The sequence below is a fragment of the Aquabacterium sp. genome (assembly GCF_004297345.1).
In the GTDB taxonomy this organism is placed as follows: Bacteria; Pseudomonadota; Gammaproteobacteria; order Burkholderiales; family Burkholderiaceae_C; genus Aquabacterium.
Genome location: NZ_SCTN01000056.1, coordinates 1 through 20,560, shown reverse-complemented (window position 1 = coordinate 20,560; position 20,560 = coordinate 1). Strand labels below are relative to the sequence as shown.

Sequence of the window (20,560 nt, the reverse complement as noted above, 5' to 3'; positions counted from 1 at the left end):
GCCAAGTTCACGCCGACCGTCTCAGGCACCGCCCAGGTCACCGGCCGACTCAACCGTGCCCAGAAAGCCTCGCTGGAATGGGCATACCTGAGCTACACAGGCGTGTCTGACTGGACGTTCCAGATAGGCCGCAAACGACTCCCTCTGTACTACTACTCCGACTTCCAGGACATCGGCTACGCGTACAACACCATTCGCCCTGCGCCGGACGTCTATGGTTGGGACGTGGTGAATTACAACGGCGCCAGCGCGCGCTATCAGACACGCCTGGGTGATTGGGCCGTGCGGCAAGACTTCTTTGCTGGCGGTGAGTCGAGCAAGAACAACCCTTACTACAAGCTCATCCAGGATGAAAAGCAAACCGTTGACTGGAAGAACATCGTCGGCGCTAGTCTGGAGTTGAATCAGGACTGGTTCACGACTCGCCTGACCTATGTGCAGTCAAAGTTCCAGCAAACAGATGAGACCCTTGGACAGTTGGTCGTGCAGCCTTCCGGCGCCACCAGCGGACGGCAGAAGTTCTACGGCATTGCCATGAACGCCGACCTGGACAACTGGATCATTCGATCCGAGTACGCCATTGCCGATCGGGCCGACTACGCCTACAAGGCCAAGTTTTACCTGATCAATGCGGGCTATCGCATCGGGCAGTTCATCCCGACGCTGGGGTTCAGTCGCTACGCGGAAAGCTCGCCATTTCCAATCTATAACCCGCTCCACAATCACACGAGCACGGTGGCCTTGCGCTACGACCTCACCAACAAATCAGACCTGAAGATTCAGTACGACCGCATGACCGAGACAAGTGGCACGCCCTTCGCGGGGTCGGCCAAGGTCATCGCGATTTCTTACGACGTCGTGTTTTAAGAAGGAGCGAGCCATGCGCACATACAAGTTCGGCGCCCGCACAGGCGTCAGGCTGGCTTCAGCCTTGCTGGTTTTGGTCGTGGTGTCGGCAAGGGCCGATGTGGTGGTGGTCGTGGGCGCGAAGAGCCCCGTGAACACACTCACCAAAGGCCAGGTTGCAGACATCTATCTGGGGCGCACGAAGGATTTGCCAACGGGTGGCGCGGCATTGACCGCGCTGCTCGACAAGGGCCCGGAGAAGGACGAGTTTCTCGACAAGGTGCTGGGCAAGACAGAGCAACAGGCCCGGGCAGTCTGGACTCGCCTGACCTTCACGGGCAGCGGCCAGGGACCCAAGGAACTGGGCTCAAGCGCTGACCTGAAGAAGCTGCTGGCCAACAATCCGAATGTGATCGGCGTGATCAACAAATCGGATGTCGACACGCAGGTCAAAGTGGTCTTTGCCCTTTGACCCTGGCGCAATCAGACGTCGATCTCGACCGCGTCCCCGTGCAACTCCATCAGCTCACGGCGTGACGCGGCCTCGCCCTTGCCCATCAGCTTGTTGAACGAGCCTTCGGTGGCGGCAAAGCCAGGCTCGCCATAAGCCACGGGCAGCAGGCGGCGGGTGTCCGGGTTCAACGTGGTGTCCCACAGCTGCTCGGCGTTCATTTCACCCAGGCCCTTGAAGCGGCTGATGGACCACGAGCCTTCGCGGCAGCCTTCCTTGCGCAGCTTGTCAAGGATGGCGGTCTGCTCGCCCTCGTCCAGCGCATAGAACTTGGCCGCAGGCTTCTTGCCACGCGCAGGCGCATCCACCCGGAACAGCGGTGGGCGGGCGATGTAGATGTTGCCCGCCTCGATCAGCTTGGGGAAGTGGCGGAAGAAGAGCGTGAGCAGCAGCACCTGGATGTGCGAGCCGTCCACGTCCGCATCAGAGAGGATGCAGATCTTGCCGTAGCGCAGGCCGCTCAGATCTGGCGAGTCGTTCGGGCCGTGGGGATCAACCCCGATGGCCACCGAGATGTCGTGGATTTCGTTGTTCTTGAACAGCAGATCGCGATCGACCTCCCAGGCGTTGAGCACCTTGCCGCGCAGGGGCAGGATGGCCTGGGTTTCCTTGTTGCGGCCCATCTTGGCGCTGCCACCGGCCGAGTCACCCTCGACCAGGAAGACTTCGTTGAGGCTGAGATCGCGGCTTTCGCAGTCGGTCAGCTTGCCGGGCAGCACGGCCACGCCAGAGCCCTTCTTCTTCTCGACCTTCTGGCCGGCGCGCTGGCGGGCCTGGGCCTGCTTGATCACCAGCTCGGCCAGCTTCTTGCCATATTCGACGTGCTGGTTGAGCCACAGCTCCATGGCGGGCTTCACAAAGGTGCCCACCAGTCGCAGGGCATCGCGGCTGTTGAGGCGCTCCTTGGTCTGGCCCTGGAACTGCGGGTCCAGTACCTTGGCACTCAGCACGAAGCTGGCGCGGCTGAACACGTCGTCCGGCATCAGCTTGACGCCCTTGGGCAGCAGCGAGTGCATCTCGATGAAGCCCTTGATGGCATTGAACAAGCCGTCTTTCAGACCCGCCTCGTGCGTACCACCTGCCACCGTAGGGATCAGGTTGACGTAGCTCTCGCGCATGGGCGAGCCTTCTTCCGTGAAGGCCACGCACCAGGCCGCGCCCTCACCTTCGGCGAAGTTGTCATCCGAATTGCTGGCGTACTGCTCGCCCTCGAACAGCGGGATGATGGGATCAGTATTGAGGGTCTGCGTCAGGTAATCGCGCAGGCCGCCCTTGTAGAGCCAGGTCTGCACATCGCCCGATTTTTCATGGGTCAGCGTGATGGTCACGCCGGGCATCAGCACGGCCTTGCTGCGCAGCATGTGCACAAGCTCGGCCTTGGGCAGCTCGGCGCTTTCGAAATACTTGGCGTCCGGCCAGGCGCGCACGGTCGTGCCGTTCTTGCGGTCACCCGACGCTGCGGGGCGAACCGTCACCGGCTCGATCACATCGCCACCGCTGAAGGCCAGTTGCGCCACCTGCTTGTCGCGGGCGACCGTCACCTGCAAGCGGGTGGACAGCGCATTGGTCACGCTCACGCCCACGCCGTGCAAACCACCCGAGAAGCTGTAGGCGCCGCCCGAGCCCTTGTCGAACTTGCCGCCCGCGTGCAGGCGCGTGAACACGATCTCGACCACCGGCACCTGCTCTTCCGGGTGCAGGCCGAAGGGAATGCCACGGCCATCGTCTTCAACACTGACGGAGCCGTCGGTATGCAGCGTCACGGCGATGCGCTTGCCAAAACCAGCCAGGGCTTCGTCAGCCGCGTTGTCGATCACCTCCTGGATGATGTGCAGGGGGTTGTCCGTGCGGGTGTACATGCCCGGCCGTTGTTTAACGGGCTCCAGGCCCTTGAGGACCCGGATGGAGCCTTCACCGTAGGCGGCGCTAGGCTGGGTGGACGTGCTGGGAGCTTTGGTGGATGGCTTCGATGACATGGGCGCCGATTCTACGAACTTCGTCAGGCGATTCTTGGAAGATTACTTGGCAGGTTTGTCCGAGGATTTCACAGGGGTGCGTTCAAACACCTGGGTGATGGGCTGCAAATTGAGCCATTCCTTCTCCGCTTCGGATCCGGATCCATCCATCACTTTGTGGAATTGACGGAAATCAGCCCGAAAGCGGTCCAACGCCCCATTGAGCCACAGAACGGTGGCCAGCACGTTCAGGTGATCGATGCGCTGATCGTCAACGCCCTGTTTCACGCCGGCGCCAAAGAAAAGCGTCGGTATCCGATGCGTACCGGTCATGTAGGCATCACCGCGGCTGTCATCGGTACTGCCGTCTTCGTCAAACGTGACGATCAGCAGGCTGTTGTTCTTTTGCGCCCACTCGGCGTAAGGGCCGATGTGCTGACGCAACCAGTCGTCGGCCGCCTTGGCGGAGTTGCTGTGGGCATCGTGCTGCTCATTGGGCACAACGATGGCCACGTTGGGCAGGCTGTCAAACGGCAAGGTTTTGCCATTGGCATCCCGGTTGAAGCCCCGAAAGCTCTGCTTGAGCACCGGATCCTTCGTCGGCTCGAAAGCCAGATTCACGCTCACTGGCATCACGTGGTTGGCCAGATCGCCCTTGAGGCCACGGGGGCTGGTCGGGTTGATCTGGTCCGTCCAGTTCACGGCCGGATTGTGCTTGCGGCGGTAATCGTCCGTGAAGGCGAAATTGGCGCTGCAGGGCGCCACGCTGGAATCCGTACCGCAGTTCCAGCTCGGGTAAGGCATGGATTCCGAGAAGCTCAGGAACGTCCCGCCAGTTTGCAAAATCGCCGCACCCAGGTTGGGTGACGTGAACGGCAGCCAGGAATTGGGGACATTGCTGTTGGCCACGCCCACATTGGTTTCGCTGCTGGTGGGCAAAAGCTCGCCACGACGGTCCCGCAGGGCCACGCCCTTGTAGGGCGAGCGCTCGTCTTCGAACCACGCGGGCAGCACGCCTTGGTTGTGGCCCGAGAACAAAAACAGGTAGTTGGGCTGGCTGGAACGAGTTGGCAAATTCGAGTTGTATGGCGTGCGCCCGAAATTCGAATTGGTGAACCGTGCGCCCTTCTCGGCCAGTTCGTTGAAGAACTTCCAATCAGACGCCACCGGATCGAAAACCGGCGCCTTGCGCTCCTTGCGCTGCCCGGAGGTGGCGTCAAACGCGGAGAGGTTCTCCAAAATGACGATGACCGTGTGATCCGGCTTCCAGACTGGCTCCGCCGGCTTGCCCACCTTGCCCACCTTGCCTGACTTGTTCGCCTGATCGGGCTTGTCGCCCTTGCTTGCCCAGGCCGGCAAGCCCGCCGTTCCCACAGCACCCGCCACGCCCGCACCGACCAGGCCCTCCAGCACCTGGCGGCGCGTAGGGCCATCAGCCTGCGATGCAACATGGGACGACGCCCTTTTCGCTGCAGTTTTGGCCACAGGCGTCGGACGGATCGAAGAGCGGCGAGATGGCAGTTTCATGGACGCCAAGGTTAGCGCCAAAACCGCCTCAGCTCACTGGAAGTAACCCATCATCCGCTCCAGCGCCATCGTCAGCGGCGCCTGCATCATGGGCAGCGTCAGCCACAGGCCGGTGAAGCCCACGGCCAGCGTGATCGGAAAGCCGATCGAGAAGATGTTCATCTGCGGCGCCACACGGGCCACCAGGCCCATCACCAGGTTGACCAGAATCAGCATGGACACCACGGGCAGCGACACCCACAGGCCCAGCTTGAACAACTCGGCCCCCCAGACCTGCGGCTGCACGATGTTGAGAAAACCCAGTGGCTCTGGCGAGACCGGGAAGGCGTGGAAGCTGCCCAGCACGGCGCCCGTCAACATCAGGTGCCCGTTCATGACCACAAACAACCAGGCGGCAGTGGTGCCGTAGAAGCGGCTGACGGCCGTGACCTGGGTGCCGCTCAAAGGATCGAAGAAGCTGGCGAAGTTCAAGCCCATCTGCAGGCCGACCAGTTCACCCGCAAACTCGATCGCAGCAAACACCACCCGGGCGGCAAAACCCATGGTCAGGCCGATCAGTACCTCGTGTGCGATCACCATCAGAGACCCGGCCGAGTTGAGCTCGATGGGCGGCATCTCAGGCAGGCTGGGCTGCGCGCAGATCACGATCAGGATGGCCAGGCTCAGGCGAACCCGGCGGGGAATCACTTTCAACGACAGCACGGGCGCCGAAGTGAACAGGCCCAGCACGCGAAAGAATGGCCACAGCCAGGGCGTGATCCACGCCAGTACCTGGGCTTCCGAGAAACTGACCATGTGCCTGGCTTATGCTGCGGCGGGCCCTCAGCCCACCACGGAAGGAATCGACTGCAGCACCTGCTGGATGTATTCCACCAGCTTGCTCATCATCCACGGGCCGGCCACAGCCAGTGTGGCAAAGGCGGCCAGCAGCTTGGGCACGAACGACAGGGTCTGTTCGTGGATTTGGGTAGCGGCCTGGAAAATGCTGACCACCAGCCCTACTGCCAGCACCACCAGCACGATGGGGCCGCACACGGTCAAGAGGGTCAGCAGGCCATCACGGCTGAAGGTCAGTACTTGTTGCGGATCCATGTTCTACCTTCTTCCTTACTGCACGAAGCTGGCAGCCAATGAGCCCAGCAAGAGGTTCCAGCCATCGGCCAGCACGAACAGCATCAGCTTGAACGGCAAGGCCACCATCACTGGCGAGAGCATCATCATCCCCAGGCTCATGAGCACGCTGGCCACGATCATGTCGATCACCAGGAAGGGAATGAAGATCAGAAAGCCAATCTGAAAAGCGGACTTCAACTCGCTGGTCACGAAGGCCGGCACCAGCACGCGGAAAGGCACCGTCTCGGGTTTGACATCGCCTTCGAGCTTGGCCAGCTTGACGAACAGGCCCAGATCAGACTGGCGGGTCTGCTTGAGCATGAAACCACGCATGGGGCCCTGACCACGCTCCAGCGCTTCGTTGAAGCTGATCTGGTTGGCGGCGAAAGGCTCGTAAGCGTCCTTGTAGACCTTGTCCAGCGTGGGGCCCATGACGAACATGGTCAGGAACAGCGAGAGCCCGATCACGACCTGATTGGGTGGCGCGGCCTGGGTGCCGATGGCCTGACGCATCAGGCTCAACACGATGGCGATGCGGGTGAAGCCCGTCATCATCAGCAGCACGGCAGGCAGGAAGCTCAGTGCCGTGAAGAACAGCAAGGTCTGCACGGGCACGGAGTAGCTGTTGCCACCTGCGCCCTGCCCCACCAGCAAAGGCAAGGTGCTGCCACCTGCGTTTTGCGCCATGGCGGCCGAGCTGCCCAAGGTGACAGTCAAGAAGCCGGCCAGCGTGGCGATGCGGCCCATCCAGGCCTGGTATGTCATCAGCGCGCGCATCAGCCCTGCCCCTTGTCTTGCTGGCCCAACGAGCGGCGCAGCAAATTGGTGAATGACGGCGTGGCCACATCGGCGCTCAATGGTGCGGACTGCGGTGCCATCGTGTGCAAGGTATTGATGTGCTGCGCGGTCACGCCCAGCACCAGCCAGGTGCGGCTATCTCCGCTGCCCACTTCCACGGTTACCAGGCGTTGGCCCGGCCCGATGTTGAGTTGCCCGACAGGCTTGATCAGCGCTTGTGCGCCGCCAACCGTGCCTGTCGCCAGGCCCGAGCGTTTGAGAACCCAGAGCGTCAGGGGAATCAGGGCGACAACGCCCAGAAACCAGACCACGGTCAAACCGGTAGAAGGCATCTGTGTCGATCCTGTTCAGTTGCCCTTGCTGAGGCGGCGCATGCGTTCAGACGGCGTCACGATGTCGGTCAGACGGATACCGAACTTGTCGTTGACCACCACCACTTCGCCCTGCGCGATCAGGAAGCCGTTGACCAGCACGTCCATCGGTTCACCGGCCATGGCGTCCAGCTCCACCACCGAGCCTTGCGCCAGTTGCAGGATGTTCTTGATGGGGATGCGGGTGCGGCCCAACTCCACAGTCAGCTGAACCGGGATGTCCAGGATCATGCTGATGTCGTTGCCCGCCGAGCTGGCCTGCGAAGGCGCAAAGTTGGCGAAGGCAGCTGGCGTCATCTGCGCCTGGGCATTCGTCACTTCGCTGGCAGCGGCGCTGGCGAAATCGTCCATGTCTGGCTGAGGTGTGGAGGCCTGCTGTGCCAGCGCGGCCTCCCATTCGGCGGCCATGGCGTCCTGCTCGGCATTGGCTTCGCCTTCAGGTGGGAATTCTTCAGACATTCTGGTCTCCAAGCCAACTCATGTTGCCGGCGGTCAAAAGCTTGTCGATACGCAAGGAATACTTGTTGTTCGAAGTGCCGTAGTAGCAATCGAAGACGGGCACACCGTCCACCTTGGCCTTGATGATTTTTTCCAGATCCAGTTCGATGAAGTCACCCGGCTTGAAGGCCAGCAACTGCTCAACGGTGGCAGGGGCGTGGGCCAGCTCGGCCACCAGGTCCACCTCGGCAGACTGGATCTGCTGCGTCAGCAACTTCACCCAACGGCGATCCGGTTCGGCTGAATCGCCCTGGATGGACGAGAACAGGATGTCGCGGATGGGCTCCAGCGTGGCGTAGGGAATGCAGATGTGGATCGTGCCGCTGGTATCGCCGATTTCCAGTGTGAACGAGCAGCACACCACGATCTCGCTGGGCGTGGCCACGGTGGCGAACTGGGGTTGCATTTCCGAGCGCTGGTAGTCCAGCTCGACCGGGTAGATGCCATGCCAGGACTTCTTGTACTCGGCGGTGATCACCTCAACCAGGCGATGAATCACGCGCTGCTCGGTGGCCGAAAAATCACGACCTTCGATGCGGGTGTGGAACTTGCCGACGCCGCCAAACAGCGCATCGATCACGCCGAACACGAGGGTCGGATCACACACGATCAGGCCTGAACCGCGCAAGGGGCGCACAGCCATGATGTTGAAGTTCGTGGGCACCACGATCTCGCGCAGGAAGGCGCTGTACTTCTGCACCTTGATGCCGCCTACCGACACTTCAGGCGATTTACGGATCAGGTTGAACAAGCCGATGCGGATGTTGCGCGCAAAACGCTCGTTGATGATTTCCATCGTGGGCATGCGCCCACGCACAATGCGTTCTTGCTGAGCCAGGTTGTAGTCACGAATGCCTTCCTTGGGCGCTTCTTCCTGCTCCAACTTCTGGCTCTCGCCGGTGATGCCTTGCAAGAGGGCATCAACTTCGTCTTGTGAGAGGATTTGCTGGTTCATGGCCTGAGGACTTCCGGGACCGTTGACAAGAGGCTCAGATAGACATCACTGGATGATGAAGTTCGAGTAGTGCACTTGAACAATCGGGTTGTAGGACTCGACCGCCTTCTTCTTTTTCTTTTTCTTTTTCTTGGGGGCTTCGTCCTCGGCAGCCGTGTCCTCGTCTTCCGGATCCTCGATCTCGTAACCCATGGCACGAGCGGCATCCCGACGGATCTCATTGGCCAGCTTTGTCTTGCCTTCGGTCGTGAGCAACTCCTCTGACGACTTGTGCGACAAGATCAGCAGCACAGCGTTGCGGATGGCGGGCATGTAGGCCTTCATCTCTTCGGCCATGTGGGGGTCGTCCACCTGCAGGGTGATGCCGACCTGGGCAAAACGCTCGGAATCGCGATCGGCCAGGTTGACCACAAAGGGCTCCAGAGGCACGAAGGCCGGTGGCGAGCCATGCTCGCCCTTGCCGTGCTCGGGCTTCTTGGCCTCTTTGGCAGGCTTGGCATGGCCGCCGCCGTCTTCATCCTCGGCTGCAGCGGCAGCTTCGGCCTCAGCGGCCTTTTTCTTCATCATGAAGAAGGCACCGCCTCCGCCCAGAACGAGAAGCAGGACGACGGCAGCAATGATGATGATGAGCTTCTTGGGGCCCTTTTTGGGGGCTTCGCCTTCAGCCGGGGCGGCGGCGGGGGCTGCTGACATTCGCGTATCTCCTGGTGTTCATGACGTGGTGCCAAAAATGCACGAGGTCATGAGTGGATTATTCGAAGTCAGCGCCGTCGCAATGGATCAATAAACGATGTGAAACCCGTTTGATTCCCAGCGGCGGCCTTGGATTGCCCTCAAGCGTAGAGGTCCAGACCGCCCAGGCGGCCGGGACGAGGTGCGTTGACGGGGCGCATACCAACGGGATCTGCACCCGCATCGGCATCGCCGCCGCCAGCGGCACCATGTGCGCGGCCTGTGCCGCCTTGCGCCTGGGCAGAACCCTGGCTGAACTGTTGTTGCGCCGTCTGCGAGGAGACGTCGCCACCCGTCATGTTCAGCCCGACATCACTCAGGGCGCTCGACAGCATGGGCAGGCTGGCTTCGATGGCCTTTCTCGTTTCTAACGCCGCCGCAGCAAAGTCCACCTGAGCAGATTGGCCATCGAGTGAAATTTTCACGTTGATGGGCCCCATTTCAGCCGGGTTGAGGTGCAACTCGGCGGTCATGGTGCCGTCGTCCTTGGCGGAGCCCACCCACATGCTGACCTTTTCAGCCAGAGCTTGGGCGAAATCCGGTGAGTTCACGGGTGTGGGCAAGGTGGCGGATTCATGCCTCACAGCTGCCTTGCCTTCCAGTGGGTTGCCCAGCGAAGCACCGGTCAGGCTGCCTGGCAGCACACCGGCCAGCGGATCCCCATCGGCGCGTCCGTCCAGGCTTTTGCCAGACTGCCCCATCAACGCCTCAACCTGGGTTGCGGCGCTGGCGCTCACGTTTTGCCACAGGGCATTGTCGAGCGTGACGGCACCTTGCGCGCCAGCGGCGGCGCCCTTGGCGTCAAGCAAGGCGGCATCTTTGGCCGAGCCGTCATTGGTGGTCAGCGCGGCGCCAGTCTGGGCTGTCGAATCGCCCGCCGCCCCCGTCGCGGCATCGGCGGCCTTGCCATGTGCCAGATCGCCATGCGTCAGGCTGGCCAACCAAGCCATCATGCCGGCAGAATCACCCGGCTGGATGGTGGAAGGAGGCGTCAATTCACGCACCACGGCCGAGCCATCGCCCAGCGCTGTCGTGAAGTTGACGCTGTCGTCATCCTTGGCGTTCTCGGCTTTATCTTCACCATCAGCCTTGCCCGACTTGGTGGCCTTGTCGGCCGACTTCGTGTTCTTGCCGGCCTGTACAGAAGCAGACTTGGTCGATGCGCTTGAATTTGCAGAGGCGCCATCATCGTCTGGCTTGTTGACGCGCGCTTGTGCCTGCGATGGAGCCTGCGCCGATGTCTGTACCGGACGCGTGGCCATGGCAGCCTGCTGGCGTGCCCGCAGCATGGCCTGCTCTGCCGCTGAGGCGGACAAGCCATTGTGAGCAGGAGCCGGCGATTTGATCGCGTTATTGCCCTCCGACGCGGTTGCGCCGGAAGAAACGATGGCGTGCTTGTCCATCCACTGAGAAAACGCCGCCTGCTGGCTTTGACCATCACCTTGTGCGCCAAAGCGGGCCAACAAGTCGTTGATGGCAGGAGACACGCCGTTCACGCCGGGCGCATTGGCAGAGGCGGTCGTCGATTTGATCGGTGTAGCCATGATGCGATCCTTGTCTGAAAAGCCGATCCAACCCGCTGTCAGCCGATGGAACCGGATGCCAGCGGAGAGCCGCCTGCGCCCAGCCCCAAACCTGATCGACCGGCGCGCGAAGCGATTTCGTCGGTGGCTTTTTGATCCTGCCGGTTCTGCTTGGCTTGAAGCTCGACCAGCCTTCTGTCCATCAATTGAGCCACGGCGGCCACCTTGCGCTCGCGCTCAATCAGCGAAGCTCTGCACCGCTCCATATACAAGCGAGCCAGCTCCACCTTCTTATCCTGATCCGAAATGGCCTCGGCCAATCGCTGCATGAAGTCCTGATAACACCGCATGATCTCCATTCCACCCACCTGGCGAAATTGAGACTGCCAGCGTTTCTGGTACTCGCTGCGCCAGTCAAACAGGGATTGCGCCTGCTGGCGCGCAGCGTCGTAGGCACGTTTGCCGCCTTCCAGCTCGGCCACGGCTTCGTCTCTCGCCTTTTCCGCAGACTCCAGAACTACAAGCAGCGATGAATTGGCACTCATGAACCTTGTTCCCTGCCCTCTCGGGCTCAACTAACTGGCATGACCAAGTGGTTTGATCAGGCGGTCACGATCTGGTGGAGCTCCCCCACGCTGTCGTGCATGTGAGCCGGCGAGCTCATGTCCTGCTGCAGCATGTTGACCATGTGCGGGTGCAGGCGGACAGCCAGATCCAGGTCGTGGTCGCCGCCGGGCGTGTACGCGCCCAGTTGAATCAGATCGCGGGCCTTGCTGTAGCGCGACCACAACTGGCGGAAGCGCCGCGCATCGTCGATGTGCTGGCTTTCGGCCACGTTGTGCATCACACGCGATGCGGACCGCTCAATGTCGATGGCCGGGAAGTGGCCTGACTCAGCCAGCTCGCGCGACAAGACGATGTGACCGTCCAGGATGGCGCGAGCGGCATCCGCAATCGGATCCTGCTGGTCATCGCCTTCGGACAGCACGGTATAGAAGGCCGTGATCGAGCCGTGGCCGTTGAGGCCGTTGCCGCTGCGCTCCACGAGTTGGGGCAGCTTGGCAAAGCACGATGGCGGGTAGCCTTTGGTAGCCGGCGGCTCGCCGATCGCCAGGGCGATTTCACGCTGAGCCATCGCATAGCGGGTGAGTGAATCCATCAAAAGCAGCACGTGCAAGCCCTGATCACGGAAATGCTCTGCCACGGCGGTGGCGTAGCTAGCGCCCTGCATGCGGGTCAAGGGCGGCGCATCAGCAGGTGCTGCCACCACGACCGAGCGGGCCAGGCCCTCTTCGCCCAGGATGTCTTCGATGAATTCCTTGACTTCGCGGCCCCGTTCGCCGATCAGGCCCACAACGATCACGTCGGCCTGGGTGTAGCGGGCCATCATGCCCAGCAGCACCGACTTACCGACGCCTGAACCAGCGAACAAGCCGATACGCTGGCCACGCCCAACCGTGAGCATGGCGTTGATCGCACGCACACCGGTGTCCAGGGGCTGGCGAACGGGATCACGCTCCATCGCGTTGATGGGACGACGGGCCAGCGGCTCGCTGCGCACATGGTGCAGCGGGCCCTTGCGGTCCAGCGGTTCGCCCTGGGCGTTCACCACGCGGCCCAGCAGGCCACTGCCCACGGGCAGGTGGCGCGTGCGATCTTCGCTGCGGCGCCAGGGGTGATTGGGCCGGCCCAGAATCGGCGGGTTGATGGGGATGGTGCGTGGCACCACGCAGGCGCCGCTGGACAAGCCATGCACTTCCGCCGTGGGCATCAGATAGGCGCGGTCACCCGCAAACCCGACCACTTCAGCCAGCACCGGCGTGGATTCCAGACGCGTTTCCGAGTGGATCTCGCACACGGCGCCTACGGGCAGGCGCAGGCCGGCGGCCTCCAGCACCAGCCCAGCCACACGCACCAGCTTGCCCTGGTTTTCCAGCGGCAGACGCGCGCCGGCGCAGGCATCCAGGTCATCCAGAAAGCGATTCCAGCGGTCCATCGCCACATCACTGTGGACGCGAATGGGCATGTTCATACTTCACCCTCCTCACGTTGCGCAGCCGATGCTTCGGCTTCGCTCTCAGGCCATTCATCCAGTTCGTCTTCGCCCTCAGGCAAGCGCACTTCGGTCGAGCCGTGCGCCTCAGCCCCGTTGTTCCACGGCGCGTTGTGGCCCATCGAGGCGGCGGCGCGCTCCCAGCGGGCTTCCACCGAGGCATCCACCACTGCAATGTCCGATTCCACGATGCAACCACCGCGCGTGATGCTGGCATCCGGCACCATGCGGGCGCCTCGCGCTGCCAGCACCTCGGTCAACTGGGCCTGAGCCAGGCCATGGTCGTCGGGGTTCAGGCGCAGCACAATCTGGCGGGCCGAAGCCAGCAGCGTGGTCAAAGCCTGCTCGGCCACCTCCACCACCACTTCGGGGTTCTGTTGCAGCTCACTGCGCACCACCTGGCGGGCCAACTCCAGCGCCACACCGGCAATGCGGCCAGCCAACTGCTGCTCCAGCGATTCCAGGCGATGGTGGAAATCCGAGGCCAGCACACCAACTTGATCGCTCATGTAGGCGGCCATCTGGGCGGCCTGGGTCTGTTTGTAGCTTTCCAGCGCAGCCAGGCCATTGCGGTAGCCATCCTGGTAACCGGTCTGGCGGGCCTCGCGAACCAGTTCATCCACATTCGGCGCTGGTGGCGCAGCAGGTGCTTCCGCCGCCTTGGCCTCAGCCTCAGCTTGCCCAGGCACGCCGCCCACGATGGGGCGCTTGACGGGGGCAGGTTTGGCCGAAGCCATGGCAGCAGGCTTTGCAGCCGCAGCCGCCGGGCCTGCCTGAGCGCCCGTAGCCTGAGGCGCGTGCCTTGCAGGATTGGGCTTCATGGCCGGGCGCATTTCGGCGGCGGCGCGCTCGGCCAGCGTTGGCTTGCGCACACCGCCCTCTTCCGGATTGGCCGATCTGGCTGGTTGCTCGAACGTCTCTGGTGCCCAGGCTGAAAACGAGCCCAATTCTTCGCGCGGAATGAAGCGCGTGTAAGGATTTGCCGCGGAGCCACCTGTTGCGCCGCCCGCCGAACCGCCTGTGGGGTTGGAAGCCGAACCGCCGGAAGGCGGCACATTCGGCTTAGACGTATTCATCGTCGCCTCCGCTGGCCAACTGGATCTGACCTTCGTCTGCCAGGCGTCTCACGATCTTGAGCATTTCCTTTTGCTCACCTTCGACCTCGGACAGCTTGACCGGGCCGCGCGATTCCAGGTCTTCGCGCAGCGTTTCGGCCGCACGGCTGGACATGTTCTTGAACACCTTCTCGCGGATTTCGGGCGTCGCCCCCTTGAGCGCGATGATGAGCGATTCGGTCTGCACTTCCTTGAGCAGCGACTGAAAGCCCTTGTCGTCGAGCTTCATCAGGTCGTCGAAAGTGAACATGTTGTCCATGATCTTCTGCGCCAGATCGCCGTCGGCTTCGCGGATGTAGTCCAGCACCGAGGTCTCCAGGCTGGAGCCCATCAGGTTGATGATTTCCGCAGCAGGCTTGGCGCCGCCCAGCGAGGCCTTGCGCAACTGCGTGCCACCGGCCAGCACGCGAGACAGTACCTCGTTGAGGTCCTTCAAGGCGGTGGGCTGGATGCCGTCCAGCGTGGCGATGCGCACCATCACCTCGTTGCGGTGGCGGTCCGTGAAGCACTTCAGTACCGAGGACGATTGATCCGGATCCAGGTGAACCAGGATGGCCGCCACGATCTGCGGGTGTTCGTTGCGCAGCAGTTCCGCCACGGAACCCGGGTCCATCCACTTGAGGCTCTCGATACCCGTGACATCGCTGCCCTGGATGATGCGGTCGATCAGCAGATTGGCCTTTTCATCGCCCAGCGCCTTGCGCAGCACGGACTTGATGTACTCGTCGGTATCGGGCACCAGCATGCCCATCTCGGTCGATTCCTTGGAGAAGCGATCCAGCACCGAGCCCACGCGGTCCTTGTTGACGGTCTTGAGCTTGGCGATCGTTTCACCCAGGCACTGCACTTCCTTGGGCTCCAGATGCTTGAAAACCTCAGAGGCCTCTTCCTCGCCCAGAGACATCAACAGGATGGCTGCGTCTTCGACACCTTGTTCATCCATGGCTCAAGCGTCCTTCTCGATCAGTTGTTCATCCAGCCGCGCATCACGTTGGCCATGGCCATCGGGTTCTCGCGGGCAAAAGCTCGGGCAGCTTCCAGGCGCTCGTCGGTGGCGGGGCCTTCCAGCTGAGGCATGTGACCAGCCTCGTGCGCAATGGGCAGCTCTTCTGCGTCATCGACCACGGCGCTGAGGCCTTGCTTCTGAGCTTCTTCCTCGGTCAGCGGTACGGGCTGTGCAGCCTTGATGGCTGGGCGGATGGCGCCAAACACCACAATCAGGGCGGCCAGCGTCAGGGCGCCGGGCACAGCCAGTGTGCGGATCAGATCCACGGTTTCAGGCTGCTTCCAGAGCGGCGTCGTATCGGGTTCTTCCTTGGTGACCTGGAAAGGCGTGTTGATCAGCTTGATCGAATCACCGCGCTTCTCGTCAAAGCCAATGGTCTCGCGCACCAGGGCGGTCAACTGGTCCAACTCTTCCTGAGGGATAGGCTGAGTCGTGGTCTTGCCCTTGGCGTCCGTCACGGTGCGGTGGTTCAACACCACGGCAGCATTCAGACGCTTGACATTGCCCGTGGCATTGCGGACCACACGCACGGTCTTGTCTACTTCGTAATTGGTCACCGCTTCACGGCGGCTGTTGCCTCCGGTGCTACCGCCTTGCGCCGCCTGCAAGGGCTGGGAGGCCCCGTTGACAGGTGCAGTAGCAGGCACGGGCGGCTGGTTGCTGGCGGCGCCCGGCACGCCGGAAGGCGTGGCACTGCCCTGCCCCATCTGCTCGGTGGTCTGCTGGCTGCGGATCGAAGCGCTCGCCTGCTGGCCTTGATTGGGTTTGTATTCCTCAGCCGTGGATTCCACCTGCGAGAAATCCAGCTCGGCCGTCACCTGGGCACGCAGATTGTCCTTGCCGACCACGGGCTCCAGGATGTCGCGGATGCGCTGGGTGTAGTTGCTTTCCAGTTGGCGCACGTACTGCAACTGCTGCGCGTCCAGACCGGATTGATCCGCCCCTTCTTGTGGGCCGGACAGCAGGGCACCGCTCTGATCGACGATGCTCACCGCCTTGGGCGACATCTCCGGCACGCTGGACGACACCAGGTGCACGATGCCGGCGATCTGCCCACGATCCAGCGTACGACCGGGGTACAGCGTCAACACCACGGAGGCGGAAGCCTTCTGCTGCTCGCGGAAAAAGCCATTTTGATTGGGCAGCGCCAGGTGCACGCGGGCACTTTGCACGCTGGCCAGCGCCTGGATGGAACGAATCAGCTCACCTTCCAGTCCGCGCTGAAAGTTCAGGCGCTCCTGGAACTGGGTCACACCGAACTTCTGGTTTTCCATCAGTTCAAAGCCCACGACCGAGCCCTTGGGCAGCCCGGCAGAGGCCAGTTTCAGGCGCACGTCGTGCACCTTGTCGGCCGGCACCAGAATCGCCGCACCGCCATCTGCGTGCTTGTAAGGGATCTGCATCTGCTGCAACTGGGCCAGGATGGCACCGCCGTCCTTGTCGGACAGATTGGCGTAGAGCACGCGGTAATCGCCGTCACGCCCCCACATCATCATCGCCACAAAAATGGCAAAGATCGCAGCGATACCCCCGGCCAACATCAGCTTGCGCTGCATCGGCAGGGCCATGACCCGCTGAACGAATCCAGGGGGTTGAGCGTTGTCGATCACCATGCCAGGTGAGGCGACAGCAACAGAGGTGGGTTGTGCGACAGTGACTTCCATGGGCGGTCGAAGCGTTGGGCCGCGCATCGAAACCATACGATGCAACAAACCCGCCGTAACAGCCCCATTATTCGGAGTCAGGAGAGGTAAAAGTGCCGGAAACAGCCAGTCAAATGCCGCCCTCTTCCAAGCATGGCACCGCCCAGGGATGCGTACATTCCAGAACGTGGTGAACTGAATCAACCCTTGTCGAGGCTTATCGGCATCATGGATCTGAAACTCAAACCCTTCGATTTCGCACAGGCCGCCGCCAAGGCAGGCATGGCCGACGTTGCCCGTCGGGTGGAAGCCAAGACCCGCGCCGAGGCCGCCGGACAGAGTTCGGCGGTTGACAAACCCAGCTTCCAGACCAGTTTCAGCAGCGCGCTGAACTCGATCAGCAAATCGCAAGCCACGGCGGCGACCATGCAGCGCGAGGTTCAGTTCGATAACCCCACTGTCAGTCTGGAAGAAACCATGGTCGCCATGCAAAAGGCGCAACTGGGCTTCCAATCCGCTGTGCAGGTACGCAACAAGATGGTGCAGGCCTACACCGACATCATGAACATGCAGGTGTAGAAGGGCTCCCCCCTACGCGCTGCGCGCGCCCCCTCAGGGGGCACCACCGATGGACCGGCGAAGCCGGATCCATGGTGGTCGCTGCAATATGGGCGGAGGCATGCCAAGATCTGCGCATCACCCACCCAAATTCAACCCGACATGAATCAGTTGGCGTCTTCTGATCGCCCCATCCCGATGGGGCAATTGCTTTTGTGCGGCGCCCTGATCGTCACCATGTCCATGGGGATCCGGCACAGCTTTGGCCTGTGGTTGCAACCCATCACCATGGCGCATGGCTGGACACGCGAGGACTATTCGCTGGCCATGGCCATCCAGAACCTGGTGTGGGGCGCCTCTGGCCCCCTCATCGGCTGGTGGGCCGACCGCAGCGGGGCCTTCAAGGTGCTGTGGTCTGGCGCCCTGCTCTACGCGCTGGGCCTGCTGGGCATGGCCACGACAAACCAGCACCTCAGCTTCGTGCTGACGACCGGCGTGCTCATTGGACTGGGCCAGGCTTGCTCCACCTACACGGTCATCTTTGGCGTGGTCGGGCGCAACGTCACGCTGGCGCAGCGCTCCATGGCCATGGGCATCACCGCAGCGGCCGGCTCGTTCGGACAGTTCCTCATGGTGCCGGTGGCCAGCGCTTTGCTGCACGCCATGGACTGGTCCTCCGCCTTGCTCATACTGGCCGTAACGGCACTGGTCATCGGCCCTCTGGCTTTCGGATTGCGAGAAAAGCGCTTCAGCGCCGAGTTCAGAGCCGCAACAGCCAGTGCGCCGGGCCCAGGCCATACCGCGCCCCATGCGTCACAGCAATCGGCCAGTCAGGCATTGAAAGAAGCCTTCGGCCACCGCGACTACCTCTTGCTGACCGCCGGCTATTTCGTGTGCGGCTTTCAGCTCGCCTTCATCGGTGTGCACCTGCCCAGCTACCTCAAGGACCACCAACTGGCACCCGAGGTCGCCACAACCGCCCTGGCCTTGATCGGCCTGTTCAATGTGCTGGGCAGCTACGCCGCCGGCGCGCTCGGGGCCCGACTGCGCAAAAACTGGATCCTCTCGAGCATCTACGGCCTGCGCGCCCTGACCATGCTGCTGTTCATCATGGCGCCGCTGTCGGCCTGGAGCGTCAGCCTCTTTGCCGCAGCAATGGGCACGCTGTGGCTGTCCACTGTGCCGCCCACCAATGCCATCGTGGCCCAGATGCATGGCATCCGGCACCTGTCCATGCTGGGCGGCATCGTGTTCTTTTCCCACCAGATTGGCTCGTTTCTGGGCGTCTGGCTGGCGGGCCGCCTGTATGACTTCACTGGCAGTTACCAGGTGGTCTGGTGGCTGGCCATCGCCTTGGGTGTGCTGGCCGCCCTGATCAATCTGCCGATTCAGGAGCAGCGTCAGCCCAGGGCCAAGCTGCAATCCACATGAAAGGCCGAAGCCGTTGGCAACAACTTGGCTTGATCGCCTTGGCTGTGGCGGCGCTGGCCACCGTCTTCTGTTTGTATGGGCAACCCGACTTGGCCTTTGATCTGGCCGCCCGCATCTGGAGCTGCATCTGACACGGCAAGCCCCTCGGCGCCCAGTAGAATCACAGGATTGAAGGAATCAGCATGAAACCCATTTTTGGCAGCATCGTTGCACTGGTTACCCCCATGCACGCAGACGGCAGCGTCGATTACGACGGCCTGCGCAAACTGATCGACTGGCACATCGCAGAAGGCACCAACTGCATCGGCGTAGTCGGCACCACGGGCGAATCGCCCACCGTGAACGTTGAAGAGCACTGCGAAATCATCCGCGTAGCAGTCGAACAGGCTGCAGGACGCGTGCCTATCATGGCTGGCGCCGGTGCCAACTCCACGCAAGAAGCGATCGAGTTGAGCCAGTTTGCCAAGAAGGTCGGCGCAGATTGCACCCTGCAAGTCGTGCCGTACTACAACAAGCCGACGCAAGAAGGCATGTACCAGCACTTCAAGGCCATCGCCGAAGCTGTGGACATTCCCGTGGTGCTTTACAACGTGCCCGGCCGCACCGTGGCCGACATGTTGCCCGAAACCACGCTGCGCCTGGCTCAGTTGCCCGGCATCATCGGCGTGAAGGAAGCCACTGGCAACCTGGAGCGCGCCGCCTGGCTGATCAAGCAGGCGCCCAAGGGATTCTCGATCTACTCGGGTGACGACCCGACTGCCGCGCTGCTCATGCTGCTGGGTGGTCACGGCAACATCAGCGTGACAGCCAACGTGGCGCCACGCGACATGGCTGAGTTGTGCAAAGCCTCGATGGCGCAGGACACCAAGCGGGCCGTCGAACTGCACATGAAGTTGCTGCCCTTGCACAAACAGTTGTTCATCGAGCCCAACCCGATCCCTGTGAAGTGGGCCATGGCCAGAATGGGCAAAGTTGGTGGTACGCTGCGCCTGCCCCTGACGCCACTGGGCGAGTCTTCGCAGGCAGTGGTTGAAGCGGCCATGCGTGAAGTTGGCGTGCTCTGAGCACCCTCGACCATTGACACCCTCCCCGGTTAGCGCCGGGGCCAGAACCTGATTACCCCATGTCGATCAAACAACGTCACCAGACCACCATTGTTCTGGGTGCTGCGCTGGCTTCTGCGCTGGCCACCTCCGGCTGCTCTTCCATCAGTGAAACCCTGTCGGGCGACAAGATCGATTACCGCACCAGCGGTACGCAAACGGTGCGCCTGGATGTGCCGCCCGATCTGAGCCAACTACCCGGCCAGACCCGCTTTGGCCAGGCACCTGCCGCCACGGTCTCGGCCAGCAGCCTGACGCGCAGCAGCGACAAAGCCGAAGCGCCTCAAAGCAACATCGCACCCAACAAGGGTCAGGGCATCAAGCTGGAACGTCAAGGCCAGATGCGCTGGTTGTCCGTCAACCAGCCACCCGAGCAGATCTGGAATCAGGTTCGCACCTTCTGGACAGACATCGGTTTTGAGCTGACCACAGATCAGCCCGAGGCTGGCGTGCTGGAAACCAACTGGTCTGAGAACAAGGCCAAGGTGCCGCAAGATGGCGCCGTGCGCAAGGCGCTGGGCCGTGTTTTCGATCTGCTGTATGACACTGGCGAACGCGATCTGTACCGCACACGCATCGAACGCACGGCCACAGGCAGCGAGATCTACATCAGCCACAAGGGCCTGGTGGAAGAATACGAAGACAGCAAGAAGGACCGCACCCAGTGGCGCGCCCGCCCCAGCGACCCCAACCTGGAAGCCGAGATGCTGTCTCGACTGATGGTGAAGCTGGGTGGCAGCAAAGAGGCTGCCACTGCCATCAAGGCTGACAAGACCAGCGAAGCACCCGCAGCCCCCACGTCAAACGTGGCGCGCATGAACG

22 protein-coding genes are annotated in these 20,560 nt (G+C 62.2%); 7 read left to right on the top strand and 15 right to left on the bottom strand.

Features of this window, described 5'->3' with window-relative positions:
• A partial coding sequence (locus EPO09_RS01770; RefSeq protein ID WP_290639566.1) for a hypothetical protein occupies positions 1–867 on the top strand: 867 nt, incomplete at its 5' end.
• Between the two features lie 13 nt (positions 868–880).
• Positions 881–1,318 carry a phosphate ABC transporter substrate-binding protein gene (locus EPO09_RS01765; protein ID WP_290639564.1) on the top strand — a complete coding sequence of 146 codons (438 nt, stop codon included), beginning with the start codon at positions 881–883 and terminating at the stop codon, positions 1,316–1,318.
• 11 nt (positions 1,319–1,329) lie between these two features.
• Here EPO09_RS01765 and EPO09_RS01760 read toward each other — a convergent pair whose 3' ends face one another.
• From EPO09_RS01760 to fliF, 15 genes are all read right to left on the bottom strand, one after another.
• Positions 1,330–3,333 carry a DNA topoisomerase IV subunit B gene (locus tag EPO09_RS01760; RefSeq protein WP_290639562.1) on the bottom strand — a complete coding sequence of 668 codons (2,004 nt, stop codon included), beginning with the start codon at positions 3,331–3,333 and terminating at the stop codon, positions 1,330–1,332.
• 42 nt (positions 3,334–3,375) lie between these two features.
• Positions 3,376–4,839, bottom strand: coding sequence for an alkaline phosphatase family protein (locus tag EPO09_RS01755; RefSeq protein WP_290639560.1), 1,464 nt, complete (start codon positions 4,837–4,839; stop codon positions 3,376–3,378).
• Positions 4,840–4,872: 33 nt separating this feature from the next.
• Positions 4,873–5,634, bottom strand: a complete 762-nt coding sequence (gene fliR / locus EPO09_RS01750; protein WP_290639558.1) for a flagellar biosynthetic protein FliR — start codon at positions 5,632–5,634, stop codon at positions 4,873–4,875.
• A gap of 27 nt (positions 5,635–5,661) precedes the next feature.
• Entirely contained in the window at positions 5,662–5,931 is a 270-nt protein-coding gene (fliQ, locus tag EPO09_RS01745; protein ID WP_290639556.1) for a flagellar biosynthesis protein FliQ, read from the bottom strand.
• Between the two features lie 15 nt (positions 5,932–5,946).
• Positions 5,947–6,639, bottom strand: coding sequence for a flagellar type III secretion system pore protein FliP (fliP, locus tag EPO09_RS01740; RefSeq protein WP_290639570.1), 693 nt, complete (start codon positions 6,637–6,639; stop codon positions 5,947–5,949).
• An 89-nt stretch (positions 6,640–6,728) separates the two neighbouring features.
• Positions 6,729–7,082, bottom strand: a complete 354-nt coding sequence (locus EPO09_RS01735) for a flagellar biosynthetic protein FliO (RefSeq protein WP_290639554.1) — start codon at positions 7,080–7,082, stop codon at positions 6,729–6,731.
• A gap of 15 nt (positions 7,083–7,097) precedes the next feature.
• Complete coding sequence (fliN, locus tag EPO09_RS01730; RefSeq protein WP_290639552.1) at positions 7,098–7,580, bottom strand: flagellar motor switch protein FliN; 483 nt, start codon at positions 7,578–7,580, stop codon at positions 7,098–7,100.
• Positions 7,573–8,574 (bottom strand): flagellar motor switch protein FliM, encoded by a 1,002-nt coding sequence (fliM, locus tag EPO09_RS01725; protein WP_290639550.1) that lies wholly within the window; start codon positions 8,572–8,574, stop codon positions 7,573–7,575. Before fliM ends, fliN begins: the two co-directional genes overlap by 8 nt.
• A gap of 45 nt (positions 8,575–8,619) precedes the next feature.
• Complete coding sequence (fliL, locus tag EPO09_RS01720; RefSeq protein ID WP_290639548.1) at positions 8,620–9,267, bottom strand: flagellar basal body-associated FliL family protein; 648 nt, start codon at positions 9,265–9,267, stop codon at positions 8,620–8,622.
• A gap of 140 nt (positions 9,268–9,407) precedes the next feature.
• Positions 9,408–10,850, bottom strand: coding sequence for a flagellar hook-length control protein FliK (locus tag EPO09_RS01715; RefSeq protein WP_290639546.1), 1,443 nt, complete (start codon positions 10,848–10,850; stop codon positions 9,408–9,410).
• Positions 10,851–10,888: 38 nt separating this feature from the next.
• Positions 10,889–11,374, bottom strand: coding sequence for a flagellar export protein FliJ (fliJ, locus tag EPO09_RS01710; RefSeq protein WP_290639544.1), 486 nt, complete (start codon positions 11,372–11,374; stop codon positions 10,889–10,891).
• Between the two features lie 56 nt (positions 11,375–11,430).
• On the bottom strand, positions 11,431–12,861 hold the full coding sequence (gene fliI / locus EPO09_RS01705) for a flagellar protein export ATPase FliI (RefSeq protein WP_290639542.1): 1,431 nt from the start codon (positions 12,859–12,861) through the stop codon (positions 11,431–11,433).
• The gene (locus EPO09_RS01700; protein WP_290639540.1) at positions 12,858–13,958 is read right to left on the bottom strand and encodes a FliH/SctL family protein; all 1,101 of its coding nucleotides are present in this window, start codon (positions 13,956–13,958) and stop codon (positions 12,858–12,860) included. The genes fliI and EPO09_RS01700 overlap by 4 nt, the downstream gene beginning before the upstream one ends.
• The gene (fliG, locus tag EPO09_RS01695; protein WP_290639538.1) at positions 13,945–14,940 is read right to left on the bottom strand and encodes a flagellar motor switch protein FliG; all 996 of its coding nucleotides are present in this window, start codon (positions 14,938–14,940) and stop codon (positions 13,945–13,947) included. Before fliG ends, EPO09_RS01700 begins: the two co-directional genes overlap by 14 nt.
• A gap of 20 nt (positions 14,941–14,960) precedes the next feature.
• Complete coding sequence (gene fliF / locus EPO09_RS01690; protein WP_290639568.1) at positions 14,961–16,616, bottom strand: flagellar basal-body MS-ring/collar protein FliF; 1,656 nt, start codon at positions 16,614–16,616, stop codon at positions 14,961–14,963.
• 258 nt (positions 16,617–16,874) lie between these two features.
• Here fliF and fliE point away from each other — a divergent pair, with 258 nt between their 5' ends.
• From fliE to bamC, 5 genes are all read left to right on the top strand, one after another.
• The gene (gene fliE, locus EPO09_RS01685; protein ID WP_290639536.1) at positions 16,875–17,225 is read left to right on the top strand and encodes a flagellar hook-basal body complex protein FliE; all 351 of its coding nucleotides are present in this window, start codon (positions 16,875–16,877) and stop codon (positions 17,223–17,225) included.
• Positions 17,226–17,366: 141 nt separating this feature from the next.
• Positions 17,367–18,635 (top strand): MFS transporter, encoded by a 1,269-nt coding sequence (locus EPO09_RS01680; RefSeq protein WP_290639534.1) that lies wholly within the window; start codon positions 17,367–17,369, stop codon positions 18,633–18,635.
• Positions 18,632–18,766 carry a hypothetical protein gene (locus EPO09_RS01675; RefSeq protein WP_290639532.1) on the top strand — a complete coding sequence of 45 codons (135 nt, stop codon included), beginning with the start codon at positions 18,632–18,634 and terminating at the stop codon, positions 18,764–18,766. Before EPO09_RS01680 ends, EPO09_RS01675 begins: the two co-directional genes overlap by 4 nt.
• A 51-nt stretch (positions 18,767–18,817) precedes the next feature.
• On the top strand, positions 18,818–19,699 hold the full coding sequence (gene dapA / locus EPO09_RS01670; RefSeq protein ID WP_290639530.1) for a 4-hydroxy-tetrahydrodipicolinate synthase: 882 nt from the start codon (positions 18,818–18,820) through the stop codon (positions 19,697–19,699).
• Positions 19,700–19,758: 59 nt separating this feature from the next.
• Positions 19,759–20,560: outer membrane protein assembly factor BamC (gene bamC, locus EPO09_RS01665; protein WP_290639528.1), on the top strand; the 802-nt coding region annotated here is incomplete at its 3' end.